Origin of the sequence: Deinococcus humi, from assembly GCF_014201875.1 — a bacterium.
In the GTDB taxonomy this organism is placed as follows: Bacteria; Deinococcota; Deinococci; order Deinococcales; family Deinococcaceae; genus Deinococcus; species Deinococcus humi.
Genome location: NZ_JACHFL010000001.1, coordinates 370,746 through 389,849 on the forward strand (window position 1 = coordinate 370,746; position 19,104 = coordinate 389,849).

Here is a 19,104-nt window from a genome sequence, read left to right on the forward strand (position 1 = left end):
ACAGGACGCCAGCGCGTTCCACCGCCTCCCACCGCCCTTTCCTACTTCACGTTGACCGGAGCGGTGAACCTGGCCCGTCGCTGCTCGCTGTCGGTGCCGATGGTGTTCGCGCGCGACGGCGTGCTGTTCGCGTCGGGCACGATGTCGCCCGCACCGTAGCCGTCGCCGCCGAAAATACCGCCCACAAGATTGACACCGCCGGCAGGGGCTCCCGTCAGGCCCAGCGCCGTCCAGGGAATCGCCAGTTCCACGGTCTGGGCAGGCAGGGTGCCGCTGGCGGCGTACTTGTAGTCGGCCGCCGCCACTTCAGGCGTAGCGGTGTCGCTGGAGACACGGCGCAGTTGCGCGGCCTGGTTCTCGTAGCGCGCCACGAAGGCGTCCACACCGCCCATCCCCCCGCTGAAGGTGGCCGCCCGTTTCCACGCCTCGAAGTTGTCGGCCTGTAGGGCACCGCCCGCCCCGGTGTCCAGGTAAACGATGGCGCTGTTGCCCTTCACGGTGTAGGTGTAGGCCAGATACAGGTAGGTGGCGTCGCTGTCGGCCAGCAGGGTCAGGAAATTGTTTTCCGCGCCAAACACACCCTCCATGGGGCTCTGCACGCTGACTTTCGGGGTTTTCCAGTCGCTCAGCCCACCGTCGATGGTGTACTTGGTATTCGTGACCGCCCTGGTCAGAACGAGATCCGCGCCCGTCTGCGGCGAGGTGGCCTGACGGGTGGCGTCCGTGAAGCCTGCCGCCGAGGCTTTCAGGGTCTGCGCGCCTGCCGGGGCAAAAAGGGTGTAGCTGCCGTCTGAGAAGCTCAGGGCGTAGTTCAGGTCTGGATTGGCGCTAGTATCTTCCACAAGTGCGCCGGACAGCGGGGCGCCCGCTCCTGTGACCTTGCCCTCAATGACTGGGGGCACGGGCACCTCGATAAAGTCGTACGTGCCGCTGTAACTGTTGCCGTCTGCGCCGACGACATAGCGGCGGTTGCCCTGGTTCGGCCCCTCGTATCCGCTGTTTTTCGCGCCGGAACCGTCGTTGCCGAACTTGAACTCGATCTGGCGGAACAGGGGAAGATCAACCGTGGTTTTCCAGATGCCGCGGCTCTCCTGCGTCATGGGCAGTTCAAGCTGGGTGCCGGTGTCGAAGCGGCGCAATTCGACAGGCCCGTTGCCCTGGCTGCGGGCGTCCACGGTAAAGGTGACTTTGACCGTGTTCTTGCTGCTGGGCGTGGCGCCGACGGTGGCCCCGGAACTCTCGGCGCCGTTGGTATCCACCGTGACCACCCGGAAGGTGGTGGCGACGTCATTGGGGACGCCGCGGGCCAGATACTTCCCGGTGCTGCTGGGCAGGGGCGCGAAGTTCAGCAGGCGTTCGGTGCCCTCGCCCGTTCTGGCGTAGACGCGGTAGCCACTGACCTTGGCATCGCTGCTGGGGGTCCAAGTCAGTTCCACGGCGCTGTCGCCGGGTCTCGCCGCCAGGGCCGCCACTTCGGGCAGACTGGGATTGACCGTGCCGCCCGCGCCGCCCCCCGCCGTGCCCGTGACCGCCAACGCGGTGCGCGGCGGCAGCGTACCGATCAGCTTGCCGCTGCTGACGCTCAGGTTGGAGGCATGCCCGGTAATTTCGGTGAGCGAGCCAGCGCCAAAAGTGCCCAGCAGGGGAATGCCTCCGCCGCTCAGGCTGGACAATTCAATGGGGGTGTCCCCATTGTTGACCACGAAGACCACCGGCTGACCCGCCGTGCCCGCGACATTGGAGATGACCCGGCGGTAGGCCAGGACACTCGGCCCGCCGTTGGGCCGCCACAGTTCCTGCTGCGCGCCGTGCGTCAGGGCGCGGTATTTCGCGCGGGCGGCGGCAAGGGCACCCAGGCGCTCGTCCAGGGTGCTGCCGCTCAACTTGCTGAAGTCCATGTCCTCGCGGTTGCCCTGGCCCAGCGGGAAGTTGTAGGGATCGCCCTGGCCCGCCTGCGCGTACTCGGTGCCCTGCCAGACGCTGGGGGTGCCGCGCGAGAAGTACACGGTAGACAGCGCCATGTCCAGCCGCTCGGCGGCCTGCGCGGGGGTGCCGCCCTTCTCGGCCACCTCGCTGACAAAACGCCTGACATCGTGGTTGTCCACGAACGTGGTCAGGCGGCTGGCGTCCTGATACACGCCGTCCTGCGCGAAGACCTCGGCCATGCGGTCCAGGTTGCCACCCGCGCTGCTCATCTGCTGGCTGACCGCGTAGTACAGCGCGAAGTCGAAGACGCTGGGCGATCCCAGATCGTCCATGAAGTGCGCCAGATACGCCGGATTGCCGTCGAAGACCTCGCCCACCGACCAGATCTTGCTGGCGTCACCCGCGCCGCCAGAGGAGAAGAACTGTTTCCAGTAGCTGTCCGGCACATGCTTCATGGTGTCGATTCGCAGGCCGTCAATGGCCGTGTTGGTGCGCCAGTACCGGATGAAGTCGTTCAGATAGGTCGTGACTTCGGGCAGGTCCTGCTTGAAATCGGGCAGGCCAGCCAGCGGGCAGTCGGTCGTGGGGTTGCTGGACGCATCGCATTCGGCTTGGCTGTGAAACCACTCTGGATGCGTCTTGGTCAATGTGGCGTCGTAACCGGCGTGATTGAGGACTACGTCCTGAATGACTTTCAACCCATTTTTATGAGCGGTGTCGATCAAAGATTTGTACTCTTCCAGGCTGCCCAGGTGCGGATCGGTCTTGAAGAAATCCTCGGCCCAGTAGCCGTGATAGCCGGCAAACTGCTTCCCGACGTTCGGCCCGCTCGTTGGCCCGGCGATGGCTGGAACCTGCAAGACCACCGGCGTGATCCACAGCGCCGTGAAACCCATGCGCTTGAAATACCCTTCCTCGATCTTGGCTTTCAGGCCCGCAAAGTCGCCGCCGTGCCACCCCAGCGGGTTGGTCTTGTCCGCCCTGTCGCCCGCGTTGCGGTTGGGACCGTTGTCGTTGGCAGGATTGCCGTTGGCAAAGCGGTCCGTCATGGCGAAATAGATCACCTCATCCTGCCAGGTGCGGACCGTATTGGGGCCCTTGTCTGGCGCCTTGAACAGGCCACACGCCGCCAGAGAGAGACTCAGAACCGTAACGGCGCTGATGCGCCCCAGCAGGGGAAGGGTTTTCATGCGGCTTCCATTCAATGCCCCAGGTGCCCGGCTGTCAATGCCAGGAGGGATAGACAGGTGCGCGGCGGGGCGAGTGAAGGCCCGGCAACGGTCTCCCCCACCGCGCCGCCGTACCCTTGAAGCATGAAAGCCACCTGGAACGGAACGGTGATCGCGCAGTCGGACGATACGGTGGTGGTGGAGGGCAACCACTACTTTCCCGCCGACAGCGTGAAGGCGGAATATTTGCGCCCCAGCGACACGCACTCGGCGGGGGCGTCGGTTGGGCTACAGGTTTCTCAAATCTGAGACGCTTTCTGTCACAGAAACCCCGTGCTACACTGCAAGCCTCTACGCATCAAGATTTGTGCTCTCCTTGAATGGCCCCCAACGTGGGGCCGTTTTATTGCCGTCAGCTTCTGACACGCGGCATGACGAAGGCCGGGATTACCCCCGGCCCAAGCAAGTGCAGTGTAGCAGGATGGACTAATTTGCAGTTGGGTCCATTGGGTGCTCAGGTGAGCGTTCGTCATCTGGAAAATCCCCAGGTTTAAACCGCGTCAAAATGCCCTCCGCAATTCCGTAATACACCTCCATTTCATCATGGCTGGCACGCATATCCACGCCGAATGAACCATCGGTGTATTCGGTGGTGATGAATCCAGTGAAGCGTACGCCTGCTTCCGAGGCCGCCGAAACAAGCTCATCCAGTGTCTTGAACCAAGTGTACCGATCCATGTCTTCTCCTGTCTGCTGCCCCTTGGGCGGGGCGGTAGGCGCGGGGTGGAGTTAGCCGGGGAAGGGCTTGCCGTCGGTATCTTCCTGCTCTCCCCATGCCAGATAGGCCCGCCCCTCTGGCGTCTCGGCAAGCTGGGCTGCCCGTTGCCTGCCCGCCTCTGTCAGCCTCACGCTCAGGGTGTCGTCACACCGCTCCACAAGGCCGATGTGAAGCAGTCGGCGGGTGTGGCTGAAGATCGGGCTGGTTGCGCCGCCCTGCTGCTGTTCGCCCCAGGCGAGGCTCATAAGCTGCTGATCTGTTTTGGGCAATACCTTCATCTTTCTTCTCCTATCCGCCCCGGTTCAGGGCGGCAGCGAGGGCGGGGGGCTAGGGCTTGAGGACGATCAACCCTCGCCTGCGTGCGGCTTGTTCCATGTGGGCCGTACCGCGTCCACCTGGAAGGACAAGGCAGGCATCGGCATACAGGCTCATCTGGACATTGCGGATTGGCCCAGCCGCACGGCCATGCTTGCCCCAATCTGCCGGGAATTGCTTAACGGGGATGCCCTGTGATACTGCCCACGCCTCCCCCATCCTGTCGGCCCCAGATGCGCCGCCGCTGACCACTTCTGAGGGGAGGCCATGCGCTTCAACCCAGCGGGCAGTCATCAGGTTAAACACTTGCCGATTGGCGAAGTTCCGGCCCCCGCAAATGATGAGCTTCATTTCCACTCCCGCACTCGCTTCAAGTGCGCTTCATCCAGCACCGCCTGATCTTCTGCCAGCAACCCGTACATCCCATCTCGCGCAAATGGCCCGCTCGTGCTGATCGGGTCCACGGGCAGCTTCAGGCCCAGTTCTAAGAGGCGGTGCGTGGCGAGGTTGTGGTCTGCCGGGGCGTAGGTGCTGCGCCCGTCGCAGTAGCGGCGGCTGTAAATGTGGATAGTCTGGATGACGGATTCAAGGGCGACAATGCGGGCCTGTAGTTCCTTGAGCTTGCTCATGGGTGGGCCTCCAGTCGGTACACCATTGCGGCCAGCAGTGCATAGCCAGCAGAGGGGTAGGCCGCCTCCCAATCATCGGGGCTGATCTCCCCATCTTCATCTGCCACAGCAGCGGCGTACTCCTGCGGGCCGGGACCATGAAGGATGTTGCCCATCTGCCAAGCGATGCCCCGTTCATTCAAGGTACGCACGCACGCCTCTTGCAACTCGCCGCCGTGGGTGTCCGCACAGGCCCATTGCAGATGAACCGATACCCAGTAGTTGTCGCTGCCCAGCCTCACCTGAAAGTGGTTGCCCTCGCAGTGCTTGAACCGTTCCGGGGCCAGCACGGCGGCGCGGTGAAGGAATTGCACGAGGTTTATCAGGAGTTGCCGCCGCTCAGCTTTGCTCCTCATCCCTCCAGCCGCGCCGCTCACAGTGGTCCCACGCGCTCAAAGCGCCCATCTGCAAACTCAGAAAGCGGGCGCACCCAGACCGTGCCAGTGGTGAAGGCATAGTGGTGTTCGGCTTGAACGTAGGACTGATAGACAACAACCTGTGTAGTGTCTGCTTCCATGCGGGCGTTCAGCAGCACCATATACAGCCCTTGCGTTTTGACGTGCCTCCAGATGCTTTCTGCTGGGACTTCCATGCTCATCTCCCTTCCTGTACGGGCACATTCAGCGCCTTGAGTGCGGCGTGAAGCAGTCGCCACTGTGTTGTCTCAAAGCCCAGCACATCATCTGTGTCCGGGTCAAAGTCCTGCTCATTGAACGCATCCCAGCAGGCGAACACATCCCGGCCCCCATCTAGGACAAGCTCAAACCCTGCGGGGAGGGTGCCAGCGCGGGCGGCGTCAAACAGTGCCTCTATGCTTTCGTAGCGGGCAGGCGGGGCGCTCATCCCTCCCCCTGTGCCTGCTGCCCCTCGGCCTGAGCCAGCGCGGCCAGCATGGCGCGGCACTTGACTTCAGGGGCCAACTCCAGCAGAAACCGCTCCCAGCTAATCCAGTCGGAGACACCGCGCTCGTACATCGCTCGCAGTTTTGCCACGTACTCATCCTCAAAGCCCAGATCAAACAAGACGCGGCCTTCTGCAAGTGAGCAGGCGTTCAGATCGGTGCTGTATTCGGGAAGCTCCTCCAGTAGCGTGAATGCCTCATACGGATCGCCATTTTGAATGTCCAGAGGTGTCAGCCACACGCCTTCCTCGCAGGGCTTAAACCCGTATACCCGCTCTGCAACCGCAATGCGGAGAGCTTGAAGTTCTGCCCGTCGCTCTTCACTCTGTGCCTGTGCAATGCGGGCCTGAGTTTCATGGTCATGCTGAAAATGGAGATTGCTCATTTCTCTCCCTCCCCCTCGCACACTTCGCCTCGCCGTGCCCCGTCCACCAGCACGGCCTTACACGCGCCCTGGCCTGGAACCGTGTAGGTGATGACGGTGGCCTGTCCAGAGACGAACTGATGGTAGACGTGCGAGGCCGAATCAAGCGCACGCAGCCAGCTCATGACGAACAGCAAAACGAAGAAGGCGACGATGATGATGGCGATTGAGCCGACAATATCCAGCAGGGTAGGAGCCTTCACTTTCCCTCCAATGCAGGCAGAATCCCCAGACCAGTCAACTGCTCTTCAATGTAGTGGGCAGCTTGTAGCGGCCCCTCAATCGTCCAGCCGTTTGCGTCCCCCACGGTTGGGTAATCAGCCTGCGCTCTCTTGACGGCATATACCTCCCAGACGATGCCCAGCACGTTGTCCTCATCTGGTGCCCGCCAGATACGGAGTTCAATGCCCAGTTCTTCGGGGAGGCGCATGGCGAGTGCGGCGAGGGCTGACATGTCTGTGCCGCTCACTTCTCCCCCTGCGCCTCTGCCCCAGCGTGGGCCATCATCCATTCCACGGTGCCGCGTAATGCCTCCCAGTCGCCTGCGGACAGCACCTTTGACGCGGCGAGGATGAAGTCTGGAAGCTCAGTCGGGTACACCAGCGCCTCCGTTGCTTCAATCTGCCCGGACAGTTGCAGCATGGTTTCCAGTGGGACGCCGTACAGCGGGGCCAGCTTACTCAGGATGCCCATGCCGGGTTTGACGATCCTGCCCGTCTCCAGTTGACTCAGGTAGGCGTTGTTGACGCCCGTAACGTGCTGAATGTCTTTGAGGGTGAGCTTCTGGGCGGTGCGGGCGCGGCGCAGGACTGGCCCCAGTTCGCCGTTCATTCTTCTGCCCCAGCGTGGTGGGTTGGATCGGGCAGGACTTCAAACAGATCACCGATGCCTACAGGCTCCCCCAAAAAGTCTGAGATGCCAAGCCATTCCTGAGGCATCTTGTCGGTCTTTTTCTTGTTGCAGGTAGCGCAGCTAAATACGATATTCTCCCCACCCCCGCCACCTTTAGTAATTGGGATGACATGATCCCTGTGAATGTCTCGATCATCCAAGGGCTGGCGGCACCACCAGCAAAGCTTCCCGATTTCCAGCCAACGCTGACGGGCAATAGCGCTTGAGTGAGTTGATCGTAGGTATGTGAGGCTGTATTGCCGCTTCTTGGCGCAGGGGCGGCATAGCGTCGTTTCTAATTTTTTATGAGTAGTGAAAATTTCAATGCCGCAACGCTGGCAGACGGTCACTTGCTCTCAACGCCTTTTGTGCGGGCCTCCATGCGCTCAAGTCCCTCAAGCACCCACGCCTCAAGCTGGGCATTTCGGCTAGGGGCTACACCGCCCATCTGGGCATAAAAACGGGCCATCACGGCGTCAATCCGCTCCATTGTTTCTTCGTCTAGACGCAGGCTGGCGAGCTTCTTGCTACTTGGCATTTCTAACAAACCGTATCACCTCGCCTCTAGTGTAGCACTTTTGACATAGGTGCTACACCCTGCTACACTGGAAGTATGGAAAACAACCCCGGCCCGCTCCTCAGCAGCCCCACCCCGCCCTCTCCCGCCTATCAAGTGGCCTGTTTCGTGTGGCATGAACTGACAGGCCGTAAAGGTGTCGGGAATGAGCTGGAGAGCTACCACCCTTCCACGCAGCGGAACATCTTTTATGCGCTGGTGGAGTGCGCCGAATCCGTGATTAGCCGCCTAGGCGGCATTGGCTATGAACCTGCTGAGCCGCCTTCCTTCCTGTTTGACGAGGACGGCGAGTTCACCACTTGGCCCACGAAAGCCGACTAAGCCCCCGCCCCGGCCCTTCGGGGCCACTCAGGAGGAGAGAGGATGAGCGAGGAAGAAACCTATCGACTGACCTTCAAGGAAACAGGCGAAACGCAACAGTTCACGGGCAATCTGGAGTACGGCCTGTCTAAGACACGCTTTACGGACTCATACCTTTACATGCGCGGAATATCTTGGCAGCGCAGCCCTCTCTTTTCCGTGCGTCGGCAGTTCATCCGTGAAATGGAGGCGGGCGCAGCATCGGCTGAATCCCCCCTGTGGCGGCTTGATCGCCTGCCCACCCCCACCGGGGCCACTCAGGAGGAGAGATGAGCGAGATTGAACTGGCATTTGAGCAAGCTGAGATGCTGTACCAGATTCAGGGCCTCCAAGAAGCAGGGGAAGCCTATTATCACGACTCCGTGACGGATGGTCTGATTCTGGCTCTGGCAAAGCTGGCGGGCGTGCACTACGAGAACCAACCCGAGGCTCAGCCCCCGGAGATCAAGCAAGGGGTGTGCGACTGGCACGGCAAGAAGTATTGCGGTCCCGAGGACGGTTTCGCGTGCGAGGCCCCTAAATGCTACGTCTCTCGCCCCACCCCCACCGAGGCTCCCCATGACTGAGCTTGAGCGGGTTCGGGGGCTGGCTGATAACGCTACGGGCGGCACTTGGTACGCACGCTATTCAGGCGGGGGCACGCATGAGGTTCTGAGCCACTGCGGCAGTGATACATCCGTGGTTGCGGAGAGGATGTACGAGGGGGACGCGGCCTTGCTGTCCAGCGCAAAAGACACCGCCCGCAAGTACGCCGATGCGCTGGGGGAAATTGAGCGCCTGAAGGGTGTGCTGGAGTGGTACGCCGATGCCTGCAACTGGAATCAGGGCATAGATCGTGAGGGGTTCCCCCAGGACAGTGGTGCCCAAGAAGACGAGGGGCAACGTGCCCGTGCCGCCCTCGCCTCAGCCCCGGAGGAACGCCATGAGTGAATGCGCTCACTGCTGGCATACGGTAACGGTCTTGCTCACCATGCCCCCTCAGCACGAGCAAGTGTGCTGCTTCTGCGGAGAGAAGCGCAGACAGCGGGATATAGGGCAGCAACCAATGGGGCATGGGCCTTTCGCGCCCGCCCTTACCCTACCCAGTCCGCGCACCGCAATGGCCCGTGATCTCGGGATTGACGTGGCCGTTGCAAAGCGGGCAGGCGTGGGCCTGGGAATGCTGGACCCGGAGGAAAGCCATGAGTGAGCAAGTGCTGGTGAGTCGGGAATACCTCAACAATCTGCTGTCCTGCTTTGAGGAAGGCGGGGATTACGGGGCGCATTTTGTCCTGCCCGAAGGCGTGGACAGTCTGGAATTGGCGGAGTGGTGCAACACGCTTTATGCCGATCTGGAAGCGCCCGCCCTCACCCCGCCTGCCCCGGCTGAGGCTGATGAACTGCGGGCGAAGCTGGAAGGGGTAGCGCAGGAGTTGGAACGCGACAGCAACCGGATGCAGGACCACTACGCGCTGGGTCTGAGTGCCGCTGCTGGCAAGATTCGTGCCGCCCTCAAATCTGAGGCCACCCCATGAGCCTGCCCACTCTGCTCAAAGAGCTTGCCGTGCTGCTGCCTGAGCGGTTCTCGTATGACTGGACTATGCGGCGGATGGAAGTCCTTGTGCCCATGATTCTTGGCGGGCACGGCGTGTGGCGCAGGACGTATTACTGGGATGACACCGATTGGGAGTTGGATGACGCCTGCGCCTTCATGTGGGTTGAGAACGCGCTCAGGGAGGAATGCGAGGCGCGGGGGTGGGAGTGGAATGTCTGGCACAACCGACAGGAGGGGCAGTATTGGGCGCTGGTGTCCGGGGAACGGCGGGCGGATTACTGGAAGGTGTCTGCCCCCACGCCCGCTGAAGCCCTCGCCGCTGCCATGGTGAGCGCATTGGCTGCTGAGAAGGGGGAAGGATGAGTTACGTCATTGTTCTGAACCGTGACGAAATGCTGGGCGTGCTGGAAGAAAACGATGTGTCCTCTGCCTTCATTGAACGCGCTGCCTTGCGCGGCGAGGATAATGAGGTTCAGTTTTTTACCTTCCGTCAGGAGGCGATTGACTTCCTGAATGAGCATTATCGGCTGGAGTACATTCACCCAGACTCGCGCCGCCTAACGCGCTCCCAGACGGCACATATGCGGAAGGGGGAAGGATGAGCCTGCCCGAAGAAATGATGGCCCCAGAGGTGGCAGACGAGATTGTCGCCCTGCGAACCGAACACGAAGAATTGCGGCGGGCAGGCGGATACCGTGACCCTCAGCGCCGTCTCCTGATGGGGAAGCTGGAGGGATTGATCTTGGCGCTGGAGGCGCAGGCGCAGGCAAACCACAGGGTTGCACTAGTCCGCGAACGCATTCGCTGGTCCCGTGAAATCCTCAAACCCAAGACGCCCTAGCCCCATCCCGAAAAAGCCCCCACCAGCCCACGCCAGAGCGCAGGGAGGTGGGGGCTTGAGGTTGGGGAACGGTTCAGGTCGCTCATCTCACACAGACGCCCTATCTGTGTTTAAGGGCTGGCCCGCCCAAGATGCCCTCAGTGCCCGCTCCATAGGTATTTTAGCAGAACCGCCTGTCCTGTCCGGTAGTCCGCTACTTGGGCTGGCCGTACTTCTCAGCCATCGAAGGGGCGAAGTCGTCAGCCGTGGCGGGCCTATTCAGGGTGTCATCGTCAATGGCGAGGCTCTGGGGGTCCGTCACTGTCACCTCACCCGTAGGCGCATCAGGCAGGGCCGCGCCCACATCCCGCGCCGCCTGCTTCACCCGCTCATCCAGCATCCCCCACGCCTTGTCCAGCGCCTTCTTCGCTGCTTCCCGCAGGAACACGTCATCCAGGTCCGTCATGCCCAGCGGTGTGGCAGCGGTGAGGGTCTTGTACTGGGCCAGCAGCAGGTTCAGGGCCAGATCGCCCTTGCCCCGGAGCAGCTCACCGTTCTTCAGCAGGAGGGCAATGGCGGCCTGCTCAATGCGCGGGATGACTTGCGCGGCGATGGTGGTCAGGACTTTCTCGCGGATGCTGCTCCAATCAAAGTTGCTCATGGTGTTACTCCTGTTTGAAAGAGGGCGGACTACTCAACCGTCAGGGTGGGGGCAGGTCGCACGGTGGGCGGCGTAATGGATTCAGTCGGCGCGGCGGGCGGATTGTCCTGGGGCGCGGCGGCGGGCTTTTGTTCGACTGGGTTACTGGCTTGCTTGAGCATCTTGTAAGCCCCGTTGGAGGTCACGAAGGCAATGACCGCCACTGCTACCCCCATCCATCCGGCCTTGTCCTGAATGGCCTGATACGCGACGATGCCCCCGCCGATCAGGGCGGACAGGACAGCGCTGATCTTCACAGCGTCCGGCCCGTCCTTCTTGAACCGCGCCTTCCAGAGCGATGTGAGCGGCCCCACCAGCGCGGCGGCCAGGATGCCAATAAATGTCGTGAGTGCCGCGCTCACTTCGGGCGAGACGCCCTGAATGACAACCGTTTCCATTACTCCCCCTTGTCCAAATAGCGAACCCAGGTATCCGGCCCACTGGCGTTAATCACGACTTCCTCAGCGTTTCGGATGGTGAGTTTTCGTCCGCTATAGTCGGTCCACACGCCCTGCCCGGTGTTCACCAGCAGGCGGCCTTTTACGGGCAGCGCGGGGCTGCTCGTCACAGGCGGGGCAGGCTTGGGGGTGGCAACAACGACGGCGGGTGGCTTTACGGGGTCCAGCAGCCCTTCGGCCTCCCAGCGGCGCATCAGTTGATCGCTGGCTTCAAAATGCATCGCGTCAGGCCGTGCCCAGCCCGCGCCCCAGTACCATCCTTCAGCGTGCATGTAGGCGTACAACTCCAGAATCCCCGCCTGAACGTAAGCCCCGCCCAGCGGCACGAGTTCCCCATTGATTTTGAGGTCAATGGCCGCGCCGAACGCATGGTTGGAGGGCACGCCCGGATAGCCGCGCACGCAGCGCACGCAGAGCATCCCCGCTGTGCCGATCACGTCATACAGCTCCGGCTTCTCCGCCTTCACCTGAGCGAACACCCGGGTCAGGCTCTCCACAGCAGGGCGCAGGCCCGTCACCCGGAACGGCCCCACGTCCGCCGTGATGAGCGCGGCTTTGAGTCGTGGGCTTGTCGGCTGCCCGCATTCTGTGGGGAGGGGTGTGGCAGGCTGCCCGAAGATGTCGAGGACGGTTTCAGGGCGGCAGTAGGTCAGTCCACTGTTGATGCTGCCCGGTGCGGGGATAGGCAATCGTGCGGCGTAGTCGGTCATTCTTCTCCTGTCCGCACGCTTGCCACGTCCACAATGCGGAAGGGGCCATAGCTGCGCGATTTGATGACGGCCTCCATACCGGGCCGCACGGTGCGCCAGAACTCCCCCGGCTGGATGTTCAACCCGTCTACCTTGAGCTGGCTGCTGAACGTGCCCACGAACGGCCTCCGCTGCCCCTCAAGGCGTAGCTCCCGCTCTACCCGGTCCACCCCCGTCAGCGTGGCCCGCACGGTGGTTGACGGGGCGCTCAGCAGCACGAACACGGGGGCCAGCAGAATCAGACGCAGGCCCTTCACGCCGACCTCTTGTTGCTGTTCATGGTCAGCCCTCTCTGTTTCAGTTCAGCGGGCTTCCTCGCGTAGTGCCAGCGCCAGAAAATCATGTCGAACAGTTGCCAGCCGCCCGTGATGGCCTGCGCGATGTTGGCAAAGATCAGGCGGTGCGGGCTGGAGGTGCGCTCGGCTTCCAGCACGCCCGCCGTCAGCACGTAGGTCAGCAGCAGCAGCAGGCCCAGGACGCGCCACACGTTCATGAACCGCGCCCGCTTGTATTGCGCGGCGTCCCAGGTGCCTTCCCGTTCCGGGGGGCGAACCACTGCCCACACGGCCATCAGGACGGCAAACAGCAGGATCGCCCCCACGCCCAGACGAATCCAGAACAGCGTTTCAGGGCCAGATTCTGCGGCGTACCACCATTCACGCAGGATTTCCATGCTCTGTTTCCTCCTCCTTGTGTGGCTCCATGACGCGGGCCATGTCGGTCAGGTCGCTGGGCTTGAGGCCCGCTTTTTCGAGTGCCTTGCGTGAAAAGGCCATGACGAACAGCGCGGCGGGAAACATGCCGGATGCTGTGCCAATGGCCCCGGCGAGGAAGGACGGCAGATGCGCGTACTCCTGGCAGAACACCGTGACGGTGCCCCCTGCTAGGCCGGACACGATCAGGGCCCCAACGGTTTTCCGTAGACTCACCCGCACGTCCAGCAGGAGGGTGACGCCGAACTGCATCAGGGCAGCGGCGATCAGTGCCCCGAAGGCCAGAACGTGTGTCGGGATGATGCTTTTCTCAGGCATACACCCTCCTTTTTCTTGTCCGGCAGAGCGTCAGCCCGTGCGCGGACCCCAGCAGCAGGGCCAGCAGGAAAGCGGCCCGCCTCATGGGTTACGCCTCCCCACCACCACGCCCGCGCTCTGCCACACGGCCAGGTGATCCGCCACCCACTGATCCAGCAGGGCCTCCGTCACCACGCCGTCATAGGAGACATTCGGCGTCGGCCCCTCAGTGGCGTAAGTGCTGAACCCGAAGTCCTTCCGGCGCGTCAGATCGCCACTCAGCGGCGCACCCCAGGCCACGAGGTTCCCGCCGACAAGGTTTGTCGTCTTGTCCATCGTGAAGCCCGACACGTAATTGCGGGCGTAGATGCCCGTATCCACCGTGCCGTCCGATTCCACTCGCGTCACGCCGTCTGGGAGGAAGCCGGTCTGCCCGATCCGGTTGTTCAAAATCTCGCCGTAGTTCATGGACGACATGGAGGCCCCAGTGTTCGTAGTCCGCACGTAAGTGTTGTTGATGACTCGCGTGCGGCTGCCTCCCGCGTCTCCCATGACTGTGGCTGAGCCACTATGGCTCTTGTTCCGGGCATCCCACGCCCCGTTGACGAGGTTGCGCTCAATCGTCAGGTAAGAGGCCGCTGTGCCCCCACTCTTGTAGGTGTTGAACACGTCCTCTACCTGCGAGACGCCGGGTTCGTTGTGAACCCAGTTGTCCTTGATTTCGATGCCTGCAATGCCGCTGATCTTGTTGAGCTGCACCGCCTGCACCCGGTACCATGCCTGATCGCCGGGGAGGTCAGACCATCCAGTCCCCGTACTCCGGTCCCGGTAGCGTCCATCAATGTTCTTGAATTTGTTCCGCAATGCCTTGACGGTGCCGCCGCCCGTGCCAGATTCCGACACGTAAATCCCGGTGCCGTTGAAATTGCAGTTTTCAACAATGACGTTTTTCGCGTACTCGAACTTGATGCCACCTGCCCGCTTGCCGTCTGGCAGGTCCATGCCCGGCGTGAGGATGCTGCAATCCCGAATAATCACGTCCACAGCCACAGTGCTGTTGACGCTGCCCACTTTGCCATTCCCAATCGCCCCGCGCCCCGTCCCGCCCCCGGCTGGGATGCTCACGGTGGCGTATTGCAGGATCAGGGGTTTGGTGGTGTTAATCGCAATGGCGCACTCACCCGTGGTCAGGGTGCGGGCGTTGTGGTCTGGGATGACGAGATAGCGCCCCGCGTCCGGCCCGCTGGCAATCGGGGTGATGCCCTTCGCTGTCAGGTAGGCGTCGTTGATCGTGATGGGTGCGCCCCAGGTGATCGCGCTGTACTCCGGTTCCACGTACTTGGCCGGGTCCGTGGGGGTGGCTCCGGCGATACTGACAGTCAGGTTGATGCTGTCGCTGAGCTGATTGTCCGAGGTGTCGAAAGCGCGGGCCGTGATTTTGACTGCGCCATTGTTGGCCGATGTGAAACTCGGGGTGGTTTCGTAGGGGGCGGTGGTCTTGCGTGCGAATTCCACGCCGTTCCAGTAGAAAATGACGTACTTGATCGCCACGTTGTCCGCTGCATTGGCGCGAAACAGGATGCTTTCTGCCGTGCTGACTGTTGTGCTGGGATGGTTCGGCATGGACAGCGCAACCGTGGGCGGCGTCACGTCGGGGGGAATGGGGATGGCAACGGTGGTGCCAGCCGTCGCGGTGGCGCTGACGTTGCCTGCCGCGTCGGTGGCGAAGGCTTCATAGCTGCGCGTGCCGTTCATGGCCGTGGTCAGAGGGGTGTCATCCTCCCAGGTCCAGGGCGCGGCGGTCACGGTGCCTAGCGTCATGGCGCTGGGGGCGGTGCGGCGGAACGTCACGCTTGCCACGCCCACGTTGTCTGCTGGAGTGGCAGTCAGCAGCGCCTTCCCTTCTGCCGTGACGGGGTTGGGGCTGACGGTCAGGGTCAGGGTGGGCGCGGTGGTGTCTGCCGGGATGACAGGGGCAATGTCCACCGTGACGACAAGTGGCTCAGAGGGCGGGGAGTAGGCAAACAGCGTGAAGGCTTTGGCTGTGTAGCTGCCTGCCGCTGCGCTCGTCTTGACTTCCACGGGGAAGGTGTAAACGCCGTTGACGGGCGTGAACTGCTCCCCGATCTTCTCGCCGTCCTTGTAATACTCCACCCGCGCAATCGTGCCGCCCGCCGCCGTGGCGATCAGGTCAAACGCGCCGGGGGCGGTGAAGGTGGTATTCGAGGCGGTGAGGTTGACGGTGGGGGGCGTGGTGTCGGGGGGTGCGTGGCCGTCCAGCAGCGCCAGCAACTCCGCAAAGATTTCTGCGAGGCGGGCGCGGAGATTGTTGTTCTGGTTCTGCGGCATGAAGCCTCCGGGGGACAATACGAAGCCCCCGCACGGGGCGGGGGCTAGGGCTGGCTGATTCTGTGTTTCGGTATAATCTGCGGCATGACCGAGCGTGAACGCGCCCAGCTCCGCCTTGCCCGCCTCAAAGAAGCTCGTGAGGACGGCTTTTTGTGGACCGCCAACGATGAGGAGGAATATCAGGCGCTGCTGGAAAAACTGCGCGTCCGCCCGAACTGGCGCTGATTTTTACTCTCAGACCCGCCACAGCCACTTGTAGAACGCATAGTGCGCGTCCGCCATCTGGTAGTAGCCCGGTACGTTGGGGTGCAGGTAATCGGTGATGTACGGCAGCGTCGGCAGCGTGCCGTCCGTGCGCGTGTTCGCGGCCCGTAGCTCGAACGGGAACCCGTAATCCGGGTCCACCGCCTGCGCCACGGGGCAGACGTAAATGCCCTCGCTCTCGCGCCCGCCGTAGGTGCTGAAAATCCGCTCCGCCCACAGATAGCGAATCCAGCGGCGCATGTGGATGAAGTCTACCCGCGCCGGGGGAATATTCGTGGCAATCACTACCCTGATGCCTGGCACGGCGGCCTGCACATTGGCAATGATGGCGTTCAGGTCACTCACCATGCCCGCAATTGTCGCCAGCGCCGCCGCCTCGGTGGTGTGGTACACGTCCGAAGTGGTCAGGTCATTGGTCCCGAGCATCACCTCGAAGGCGTCCCCGGACGCCATGCTCAGCCCGTTGGCCGTGAGGTACTGACTCAGGCTGAAGGCGGTCCCGGTGGGGTCTGCCCCATTGAAGGTGAAATTACTGGCCGCGTCCCGGTAGTGGAACGTAATGGTCTTGCCTTCCCAGCCTTCGCTCATCACGGCAGGCAGCCCCACGGGCACCTGCGTCCCGGCCCGCGTGCCGATGCTGGTGAGGGTCAGCGGATCGGCGGGGCGCTCGCTGAGCCGCACCATCTCGCTCAGCCACACGCCCCGGTTGGTGATGCTGTCGCTCAGGGCCAGCAGTTTGCGGGCAGTGCCCACGCCGCCCGCCGTGGTGGTCATGCGGATGGTGGTGGTGGCACTCGCCAGGAGTTTGCCCTTGCGATGCACGCGCAACGTGGCCGCGTAGCTGGCGGTGGCCGCCTCCGCGCCCGTGGGCGTCCACCAGAAATGGCGGGCGTCCCGGTTGTGGCTCGCCAGGGCCAGCCCGGTCACGCTGAAATCCACGTCATACGGGCTGAGGTCCAGTCCTGGCGTCCGCAGAATGGTGTCGTAATAGAGCTGGAAGGTTTGCCCCTCGGTGGCGTACAACACGGACGGCAGGCTCAGCGTCGGCATGAACAGGTCATCGTCTGCGGTCTTGAGCACTTCTGTCTTGAGGCCGCCCGCGAACGCGGGCGCGAGGGCCAACTGCTTGACGCCCGAAGCCACGCCCAGCCGGAGCCACAGCACGCCCGAACCGCTGAACGCCGTGGCTGCCCAGGCGTCCGGGTTGGGGGTGCCGCTGTTGTATTTCGCGCCGTTCGTTGCGCCGCCCGCGAACGTGCCCCGATAGCCGATATAGCCATCGGTGGAGATGCGGATTTCAAGGGCCGCGCCACCTGGGTTGAGCAGCGCGGGGGCTTTGTGCCGCGTCACGATCTCCACCCCTGCGGCCACGTTGCTCAGGGTCTTGCGAACGTCCAGCAGTACCGCACCTGTCCCGGTCACGACAATCTGCCAATGCAGCACCGTGGGCAGTTTGGCCGGGTTGCCAGGGGTGTTGCCAAACTCGATGTAATCAAAGTTCGTGGGCGTTCCGATGGGGAAGGTGTATGCAGAGAACACGTTGGCGAGCGCGGCAAAGCTGACGATGGCCGAACTGGTCAGCGTTTCCTGTACCAGCGTGCCCAGCGTGGGCTGCACCTCGCCCACCAGGGGCAACAGTTCGCGGGGGCCGCTCAGCAGGGTATTCGTAATATCTGTCCAGGCGGAGGCGGGCGTCACCGTCCCCGCTGGATAGTTGCGTTTGCTGGCCTGAAACCAGGGCGTGTAGTTGATCTGCCCGCCCGCCGCATCGTTCAGGGTGGCGTCGGCCAGATCGGTGTTGTAGCCATAGGCGAAGGCCGGATACCCGCCCGCCGTGGTAAATAGCGTGTTGGTGGCGAAGGCAATACCAAACGGGGTATTTCCGCGCAAAATCGCGTAGAGCTTTTTTGTTCCGTCGCCCACCAGGGCGGAGGTGTCCAATGTCAGGCGGGTGGGCACGCCCACGGGGGCGTTCACGGCAAACGTCTGATTGTGCAGCACCGCCCCCGCTTTGGTGGCCTCAACAATTTGCAAGCGCAGGCTCGTCAGGGGCGCGGTAACAGGTTGCACGGTGATGCTCAGGCGGTCCAGGGCGGCGCGGGGGCCGATGGGAAAGCCGTAGTCGGCAAAGGTGCTGCCCATCGTGCCATAGAGCATGACGCCTTCGCTGACGGCGGAGGCAAAGACGTTTTCCAGCAGGGGCACGCGCACCCCCACCGCCTGAGCGATTTGTACGGCGGGGGCTGCCACGCCCAGCACCGCCGACACGTCGGCCAGCACCCCATCCAACTCGCCCGTGACATCTGCAAGGCTCTGCGCCACCGCCTGCCCCTGCACGCTGAAGGCGTTCAGATTGGCAATGGCGGTCTGCTGCTGCGTCAGCAGGGACTGATACGCGGTTCCCGTCACCCAGGAGGCCACATTCAGCGGTTTGGTCAGGTCCAGCACGCCCGCTGCGTTCTCAATCGGCGTCAGGGTGAGGCTCGTCCCCTGAACTGTGGAACCGCTGCCCAGCGTGAACAGGATGCGAATGTTCGGCGGAGCAGGGTCACTCATCCCGAAGCGGGCGGCGAGCAAGTCAAACTCTGCGCCGTTGTGCATCCACTTGCCCGCATCCCGGTCATAGGTGAGGGGCACACTGCCCATGCCCAGCCTGTCGCCCCTGCGGTACTCGTGCGTCCAGATCAGCGTTGCGGACAGGGGCAGGCTGGACGCGGCGGCCACATCAGGAATGCCGACAAGCCGCGTCACCAATCCACCTCAATCCCGCCCACAGTGGGGCGGGCTGTCGGATAAAGCTCAATGGTCAGATAACCGATGGTGACGTGATCTTTGTAATCCCACCGTGCCCAACCTTTCGCAGCTCCCAACGGGCCTGATTTCTCATAACGTTGCATGTATGTGCCTCCCTCTGCGGCTCGGTCAGCAGCGGCCACGAATAGGTCTTTCTCGACTTCGGTGTCAAACCTCAATGGCCCTTTGAAGGTCACGGGCAAAAGGGGGCGTATTCCGTCTCCTAGCGCGTAGGGCACGCTTGAGCCGGGAGAGCGTTCAATGGTTTGAGAGGGCGGCCCTCGCCCTCCGCCCGTCATGGCTAAGGTGCTGGGGATGATGAATGCGCCGAACGGCCCTAGCAGCACATAGCAGGCGTCGGTCTGCAAGTCGTCAATCAATGCCACGCGGGCCTCCAATTGGAAACGCCCCCAGTGAA

General features: G+C 62.7%; 33 protein-coding genes. 10 read left to right on the plus strand and 23 right to left on the minus strand.

What is annotated here, in order from left to right:
- Window positions 1–41 precede the first annotated feature (41 nt).
- Entirely contained in the window at window positions 42–3,116 is a 3,075-nt protein-coding gene (locus tag HNQ08_RS01805) for an alpha-amylase family glycosyl hydrolase (protein ID WP_184127373.1), read from the minus strand.
- A gap of 123 nt (window positions 3,117–3,239) precedes the next feature.
- On the opposite strand from HNQ08_RS01805, the gene HNQ08_RS01810 reads away from it, so the two are divergent.
- Window positions 3,240–3,404 (plus strand): DUF427 domain-containing protein, encoded by a 165-nt coding sequence (locus HNQ08_RS01810; protein WP_184127374.1) that lies wholly within the window; start codon window positions 3,240–3,242, stop codon window positions 3,402–3,404.
- A gap of 177 nt (window positions 3,405–3,581) precedes the next feature.
- Here HNQ08_RS01810 and HNQ08_RS01815 read toward each other — a convergent pair whose 3' ends face one another.
- The 13 genes from HNQ08_RS01815 to HNQ08_RS01875 are packed head-to-tail and all read right to left on the minus strand — an operon-like array spanning window position 3,582 to window position 7,610.
- Window positions 3,582–3,833 (minus strand): hypothetical protein, encoded by a 252-nt coding sequence (locus tag HNQ08_RS01815; protein WP_184127375.1) that lies wholly within the window; start codon window positions 3,831–3,833, stop codon window positions 3,582–3,584.
- A gap of 51 nt (window positions 3,834–3,884) precedes the next feature.
- Window positions 3,885–4,151 carry a hypothetical protein gene (locus HNQ08_RS01820; RefSeq protein ID WP_184127376.1) on the minus strand — a complete coding sequence of 89 codons (267 nt, stop codon included), beginning with the start codon at window positions 4,149–4,151 and terminating at the stop codon, window positions 3,885–3,887.
- A gap of 49 nt (window positions 4,152–4,200) precedes the next feature.
- Window positions 4,201–4,539, minus strand: a complete 339-nt coding sequence (locus tag HNQ08_RS01825; protein WP_184127377.1) for an SLOG family protein — start codon at window positions 4,537–4,539, stop codon at window positions 4,201–4,203.
- Complete coding sequence (locus tag HNQ08_RS01830) at window positions 4,536–4,817, minus strand: hypothetical protein (RefSeq protein ID WP_184127378.1); 282 nt, start codon at window positions 4,815–4,817, stop codon at window positions 4,536–4,538. The genes HNQ08_RS01825 and HNQ08_RS01830 overlap by 4 nt, the downstream gene beginning before the upstream one ends.
- Entirely contained in the window at window positions 4,814–5,212 is a 399-nt protein-coding gene (locus HNQ08_RS01835) for a hypothetical protein (protein WP_184127379.1), read from the minus strand. Before HNQ08_RS01835 ends, HNQ08_RS01830 begins: the two co-directional genes overlap by 4 nt.
- Before the next feature lie 17 nt (window positions 5,213–5,229).
- Entirely contained in the window at window positions 5,230–5,454 is a 225-nt protein-coding gene (locus HNQ08_RS01840; RefSeq protein WP_184127380.1) for a DUF1653 domain-containing protein, read from the minus strand.
- Window positions 5,451–5,699 (minus strand): hypothetical protein, encoded by a 249-nt coding sequence (locus tag HNQ08_RS01845; protein ID WP_184127381.1) that lies wholly within the window; start codon window positions 5,697–5,699, stop codon window positions 5,451–5,453. The genes HNQ08_RS01840 and HNQ08_RS01845 overlap by 4 nt, the downstream gene beginning before the upstream one ends.
- Complete coding sequence (locus HNQ08_RS01850; protein WP_184127382.1) at window positions 5,696–6,142, minus strand: hypothetical protein; 447 nt, start codon at window positions 6,140–6,142, stop codon at window positions 5,696–5,698. Before HNQ08_RS01850 ends, HNQ08_RS01845 begins: the two co-directional genes overlap by 4 nt.
- Window positions 6,139–6,384, minus strand: coding sequence for a hypothetical protein (locus HNQ08_RS01855; RefSeq protein WP_184127383.1), 246 nt, complete (start codon window positions 6,382–6,384; stop codon window positions 6,139–6,141). The genes HNQ08_RS01850 and HNQ08_RS01855 overlap by 4 nt, the downstream gene beginning before the upstream one ends.
- Window positions 6,381–6,650, minus strand: coding sequence for a hypothetical protein (locus HNQ08_RS01860; protein WP_184127384.1), 270 nt, complete (start codon window positions 6,648–6,650; stop codon window positions 6,381–6,383). The genes HNQ08_RS01855 and HNQ08_RS01860 overlap by 4 nt, the downstream gene beginning before the upstream one ends.
- Window positions 6,647–7,012 carry a helix-turn-helix domain-containing protein gene (locus HNQ08_RS01865; protein ID WP_184127385.1) on the minus strand — a complete coding sequence of 122 codons (366 nt, stop codon included), beginning with the start codon at window positions 7,010–7,012 and terminating at the stop codon, window positions 6,647–6,649. Before HNQ08_RS01865 ends, HNQ08_RS01860 begins: the two co-directional genes overlap by 4 nt.
- A complete protein-coding gene (locus HNQ08_RS28065) occupies window positions 7,009–7,422 on the minus strand; it encodes an HNH endonuclease (RefSeq protein ID WP_184127386.1) in 414 nt (137 codons plus the stop codon). The genes HNQ08_RS01865 and HNQ08_RS28065 overlap by 4 nt, the downstream gene beginning before the upstream one ends.
- Window positions 7,419–7,610 (minus strand): hypothetical protein, encoded by a 192-nt coding sequence (locus HNQ08_RS01875; RefSeq protein WP_184127387.1) that lies wholly within the window; start codon window positions 7,608–7,610, stop codon window positions 7,419–7,421. Before HNQ08_RS01875 ends, HNQ08_RS28065 begins: the two co-directional genes overlap by 4 nt.
- A gap of 75 nt (window positions 7,611–7,685) precedes the next feature.
- Here HNQ08_RS01875 and HNQ08_RS01880 point away from each other — a divergent pair, with 75 nt between their 5' ends.
- From HNQ08_RS01880 to HNQ08_RS01915, 8 genes are all read left to right on the plus strand, one after another.
- On the plus strand, window positions 7,686–7,970 hold the full coding sequence (locus HNQ08_RS01880) for a hypothetical protein (protein WP_184127388.1): 285 nt from the start codon (window positions 7,686–7,688) through the stop codon (window positions 7,968–7,970).
- A 42-nt stretch (window positions 7,971–8,012) separates the two neighbouring features.
- Window positions 8,013–8,282, plus strand: a complete 270-nt coding sequence (locus tag HNQ08_RS01885; RefSeq protein WP_184127389.1) for a hypothetical protein — start codon at window positions 8,013–8,015, stop codon at window positions 8,280–8,282.
- Window positions 8,279–8,575 (plus strand): hypothetical protein, encoded by a 297-nt coding sequence (locus HNQ08_RS01890; protein WP_184127390.1) that lies wholly within the window; start codon window positions 8,279–8,281, stop codon window positions 8,573–8,575. Before HNQ08_RS01885 ends, HNQ08_RS01890 begins: the two co-directional genes overlap by 4 nt.
- Entirely contained in the window at window positions 8,568–8,939 is a 372-nt protein-coding gene (locus HNQ08_RS01895; RefSeq protein WP_184127391.1) for a hypothetical protein, read from the plus strand. The genes HNQ08_RS01890 and HNQ08_RS01895 overlap by 8 nt, the downstream gene beginning before the upstream one ends.
- Before the next feature lie 251 nt (window positions 8,940–9,190).
- Window positions 9,191–9,523, plus strand: a complete 333-nt coding sequence (locus HNQ08_RS01900) for a hypothetical protein (RefSeq protein WP_184127392.1) — start codon at window positions 9,191–9,193, stop codon at window positions 9,521–9,523.
- Window positions 9,520–9,906 (plus strand): hypothetical protein, encoded by a 387-nt coding sequence (locus HNQ08_RS01905; RefSeq protein ID WP_184127393.1) that lies wholly within the window; start codon window positions 9,520–9,522, stop codon window positions 9,904–9,906. The genes HNQ08_RS01900 and HNQ08_RS01905 overlap by 4 nt, the downstream gene beginning before the upstream one ends.
- On the plus strand, window positions 9,903–10,145 hold the full coding sequence (locus HNQ08_RS01910) for a hypothetical protein (protein WP_184127394.1): 243 nt from the start codon (window positions 9,903–9,905) through the stop codon (window positions 10,143–10,145). Before HNQ08_RS01905 ends, HNQ08_RS01910 begins: the two co-directional genes overlap by 4 nt.
- A complete protein-coding gene (locus HNQ08_RS01915; RefSeq protein ID WP_184127395.1) occupies window positions 10,142–10,384 on the plus strand; it encodes a hypothetical protein in 243 nt (80 codons plus the stop codon). Before HNQ08_RS01910 ends, HNQ08_RS01915 begins: the two co-directional genes overlap by 4 nt.
- Before the next feature lie 193 nt (window positions 10,385–10,577).
- Here HNQ08_RS01915 and HNQ08_RS01920 read toward each other — a convergent pair whose 3' ends face one another.
- From HNQ08_RS01920 to HNQ08_RS01950, 7 genes are all read right to left on the minus strand, one after another.
- Window positions 10,578–11,024, minus strand: coding sequence for a hypothetical protein (locus HNQ08_RS01920; RefSeq protein ID WP_184127396.1), 447 nt, complete (start codon window positions 11,022–11,024; stop codon window positions 10,578–10,580).
- Window positions 11,025–11,053: 29 nt separating this feature from the next.
- Window positions 11,054–11,461, minus strand: coding sequence for a hypothetical protein (locus tag HNQ08_RS01925; RefSeq protein WP_184127397.1), 408 nt, complete (start codon window positions 11,459–11,461; stop codon window positions 11,054–11,056).
- Window positions 11,461–12,231: a M15 family metallopeptidase gene (locus HNQ08_RS01930; protein WP_184127398.1), complete on the minus strand. Its 771-nt coding sequence runs from the start codon at window positions 12,229–12,231 to the stop codon at window positions 11,461–11,463. The genes HNQ08_RS01925 and HNQ08_RS01930 overlap by 1 nt, the downstream gene beginning before the upstream one ends.
- Window positions 12,228–12,527, minus strand: coding sequence for a hypothetical protein (locus tag HNQ08_RS01935; RefSeq protein ID WP_184127399.1), 300 nt, complete (start codon window positions 12,525–12,527; stop codon window positions 12,228–12,230). The genes HNQ08_RS01930 and HNQ08_RS01935 overlap by 4 nt, the downstream gene beginning before the upstream one ends.
- Window positions 12,524–12,943 (minus strand): hypothetical protein, encoded by a 420-nt coding sequence (locus HNQ08_RS01940; protein ID WP_184127400.1) that lies wholly within the window; start codon window positions 12,941–12,943, stop codon window positions 12,524–12,526. The genes HNQ08_RS01935 and HNQ08_RS01940 overlap by 4 nt, the downstream gene beginning before the upstream one ends.
- Window positions 12,927–13,301: a hypothetical protein gene (locus HNQ08_RS01945; RefSeq protein ID WP_184127401.1), complete on the minus strand. Its 375-nt coding sequence runs from the start codon at window positions 13,299–13,301 to the stop codon at window positions 12,927–12,929. The genes HNQ08_RS01940 and HNQ08_RS01945 overlap by 17 nt, the downstream gene beginning before the upstream one ends.
- 81 nt (window positions 13,302–13,382) lie before the next feature.
- Window positions 13,383–15,629, minus strand: coding sequence for an Ig-like domain-containing protein (locus HNQ08_RS01950; protein WP_184127402.1), 2,247 nt, complete (start codon window positions 15,627–15,629; stop codon window positions 13,383–13,385).
- An 84-nt stretch (window positions 15,630–15,713) separates the two neighbouring features.
- Here HNQ08_RS01950 and HNQ08_RS01955 point away from each other — a divergent pair, with 84 nt between their 5' ends.
- Window positions 15,714–15,854: a hypothetical protein gene (locus tag HNQ08_RS01955; protein WP_184127403.1), complete on the plus strand. Its 141-nt coding sequence runs from the start codon at window positions 15,714–15,716 to the stop codon at window positions 15,852–15,854.
- Between the two features lie 9 nt (window positions 15,855–15,863).
- Here HNQ08_RS01955 and HNQ08_RS01960 read toward each other — a convergent pair whose 3' ends face one another.
- Window positions 15,864–18,644, minus strand: coding sequence for an SGNH/GDSL hydrolase family protein (locus tag HNQ08_RS01960; RefSeq protein ID WP_184127404.1), 2,781 nt, complete (start codon window positions 18,642–18,644; stop codon window positions 15,864–15,866).
- Window positions 18,641–19,072 (minus strand): hypothetical protein, encoded by a 432-nt coding sequence (locus HNQ08_RS01965; RefSeq protein ID WP_184127405.1) that lies wholly within the window; start codon window positions 19,070–19,072, stop codon window positions 18,641–18,643. The genes HNQ08_RS01960 and HNQ08_RS01965 overlap by 4 nt, the downstream gene beginning before the upstream one ends.
- Window positions 19,073–19,104 lie beyond the last annotated feature (32 nt).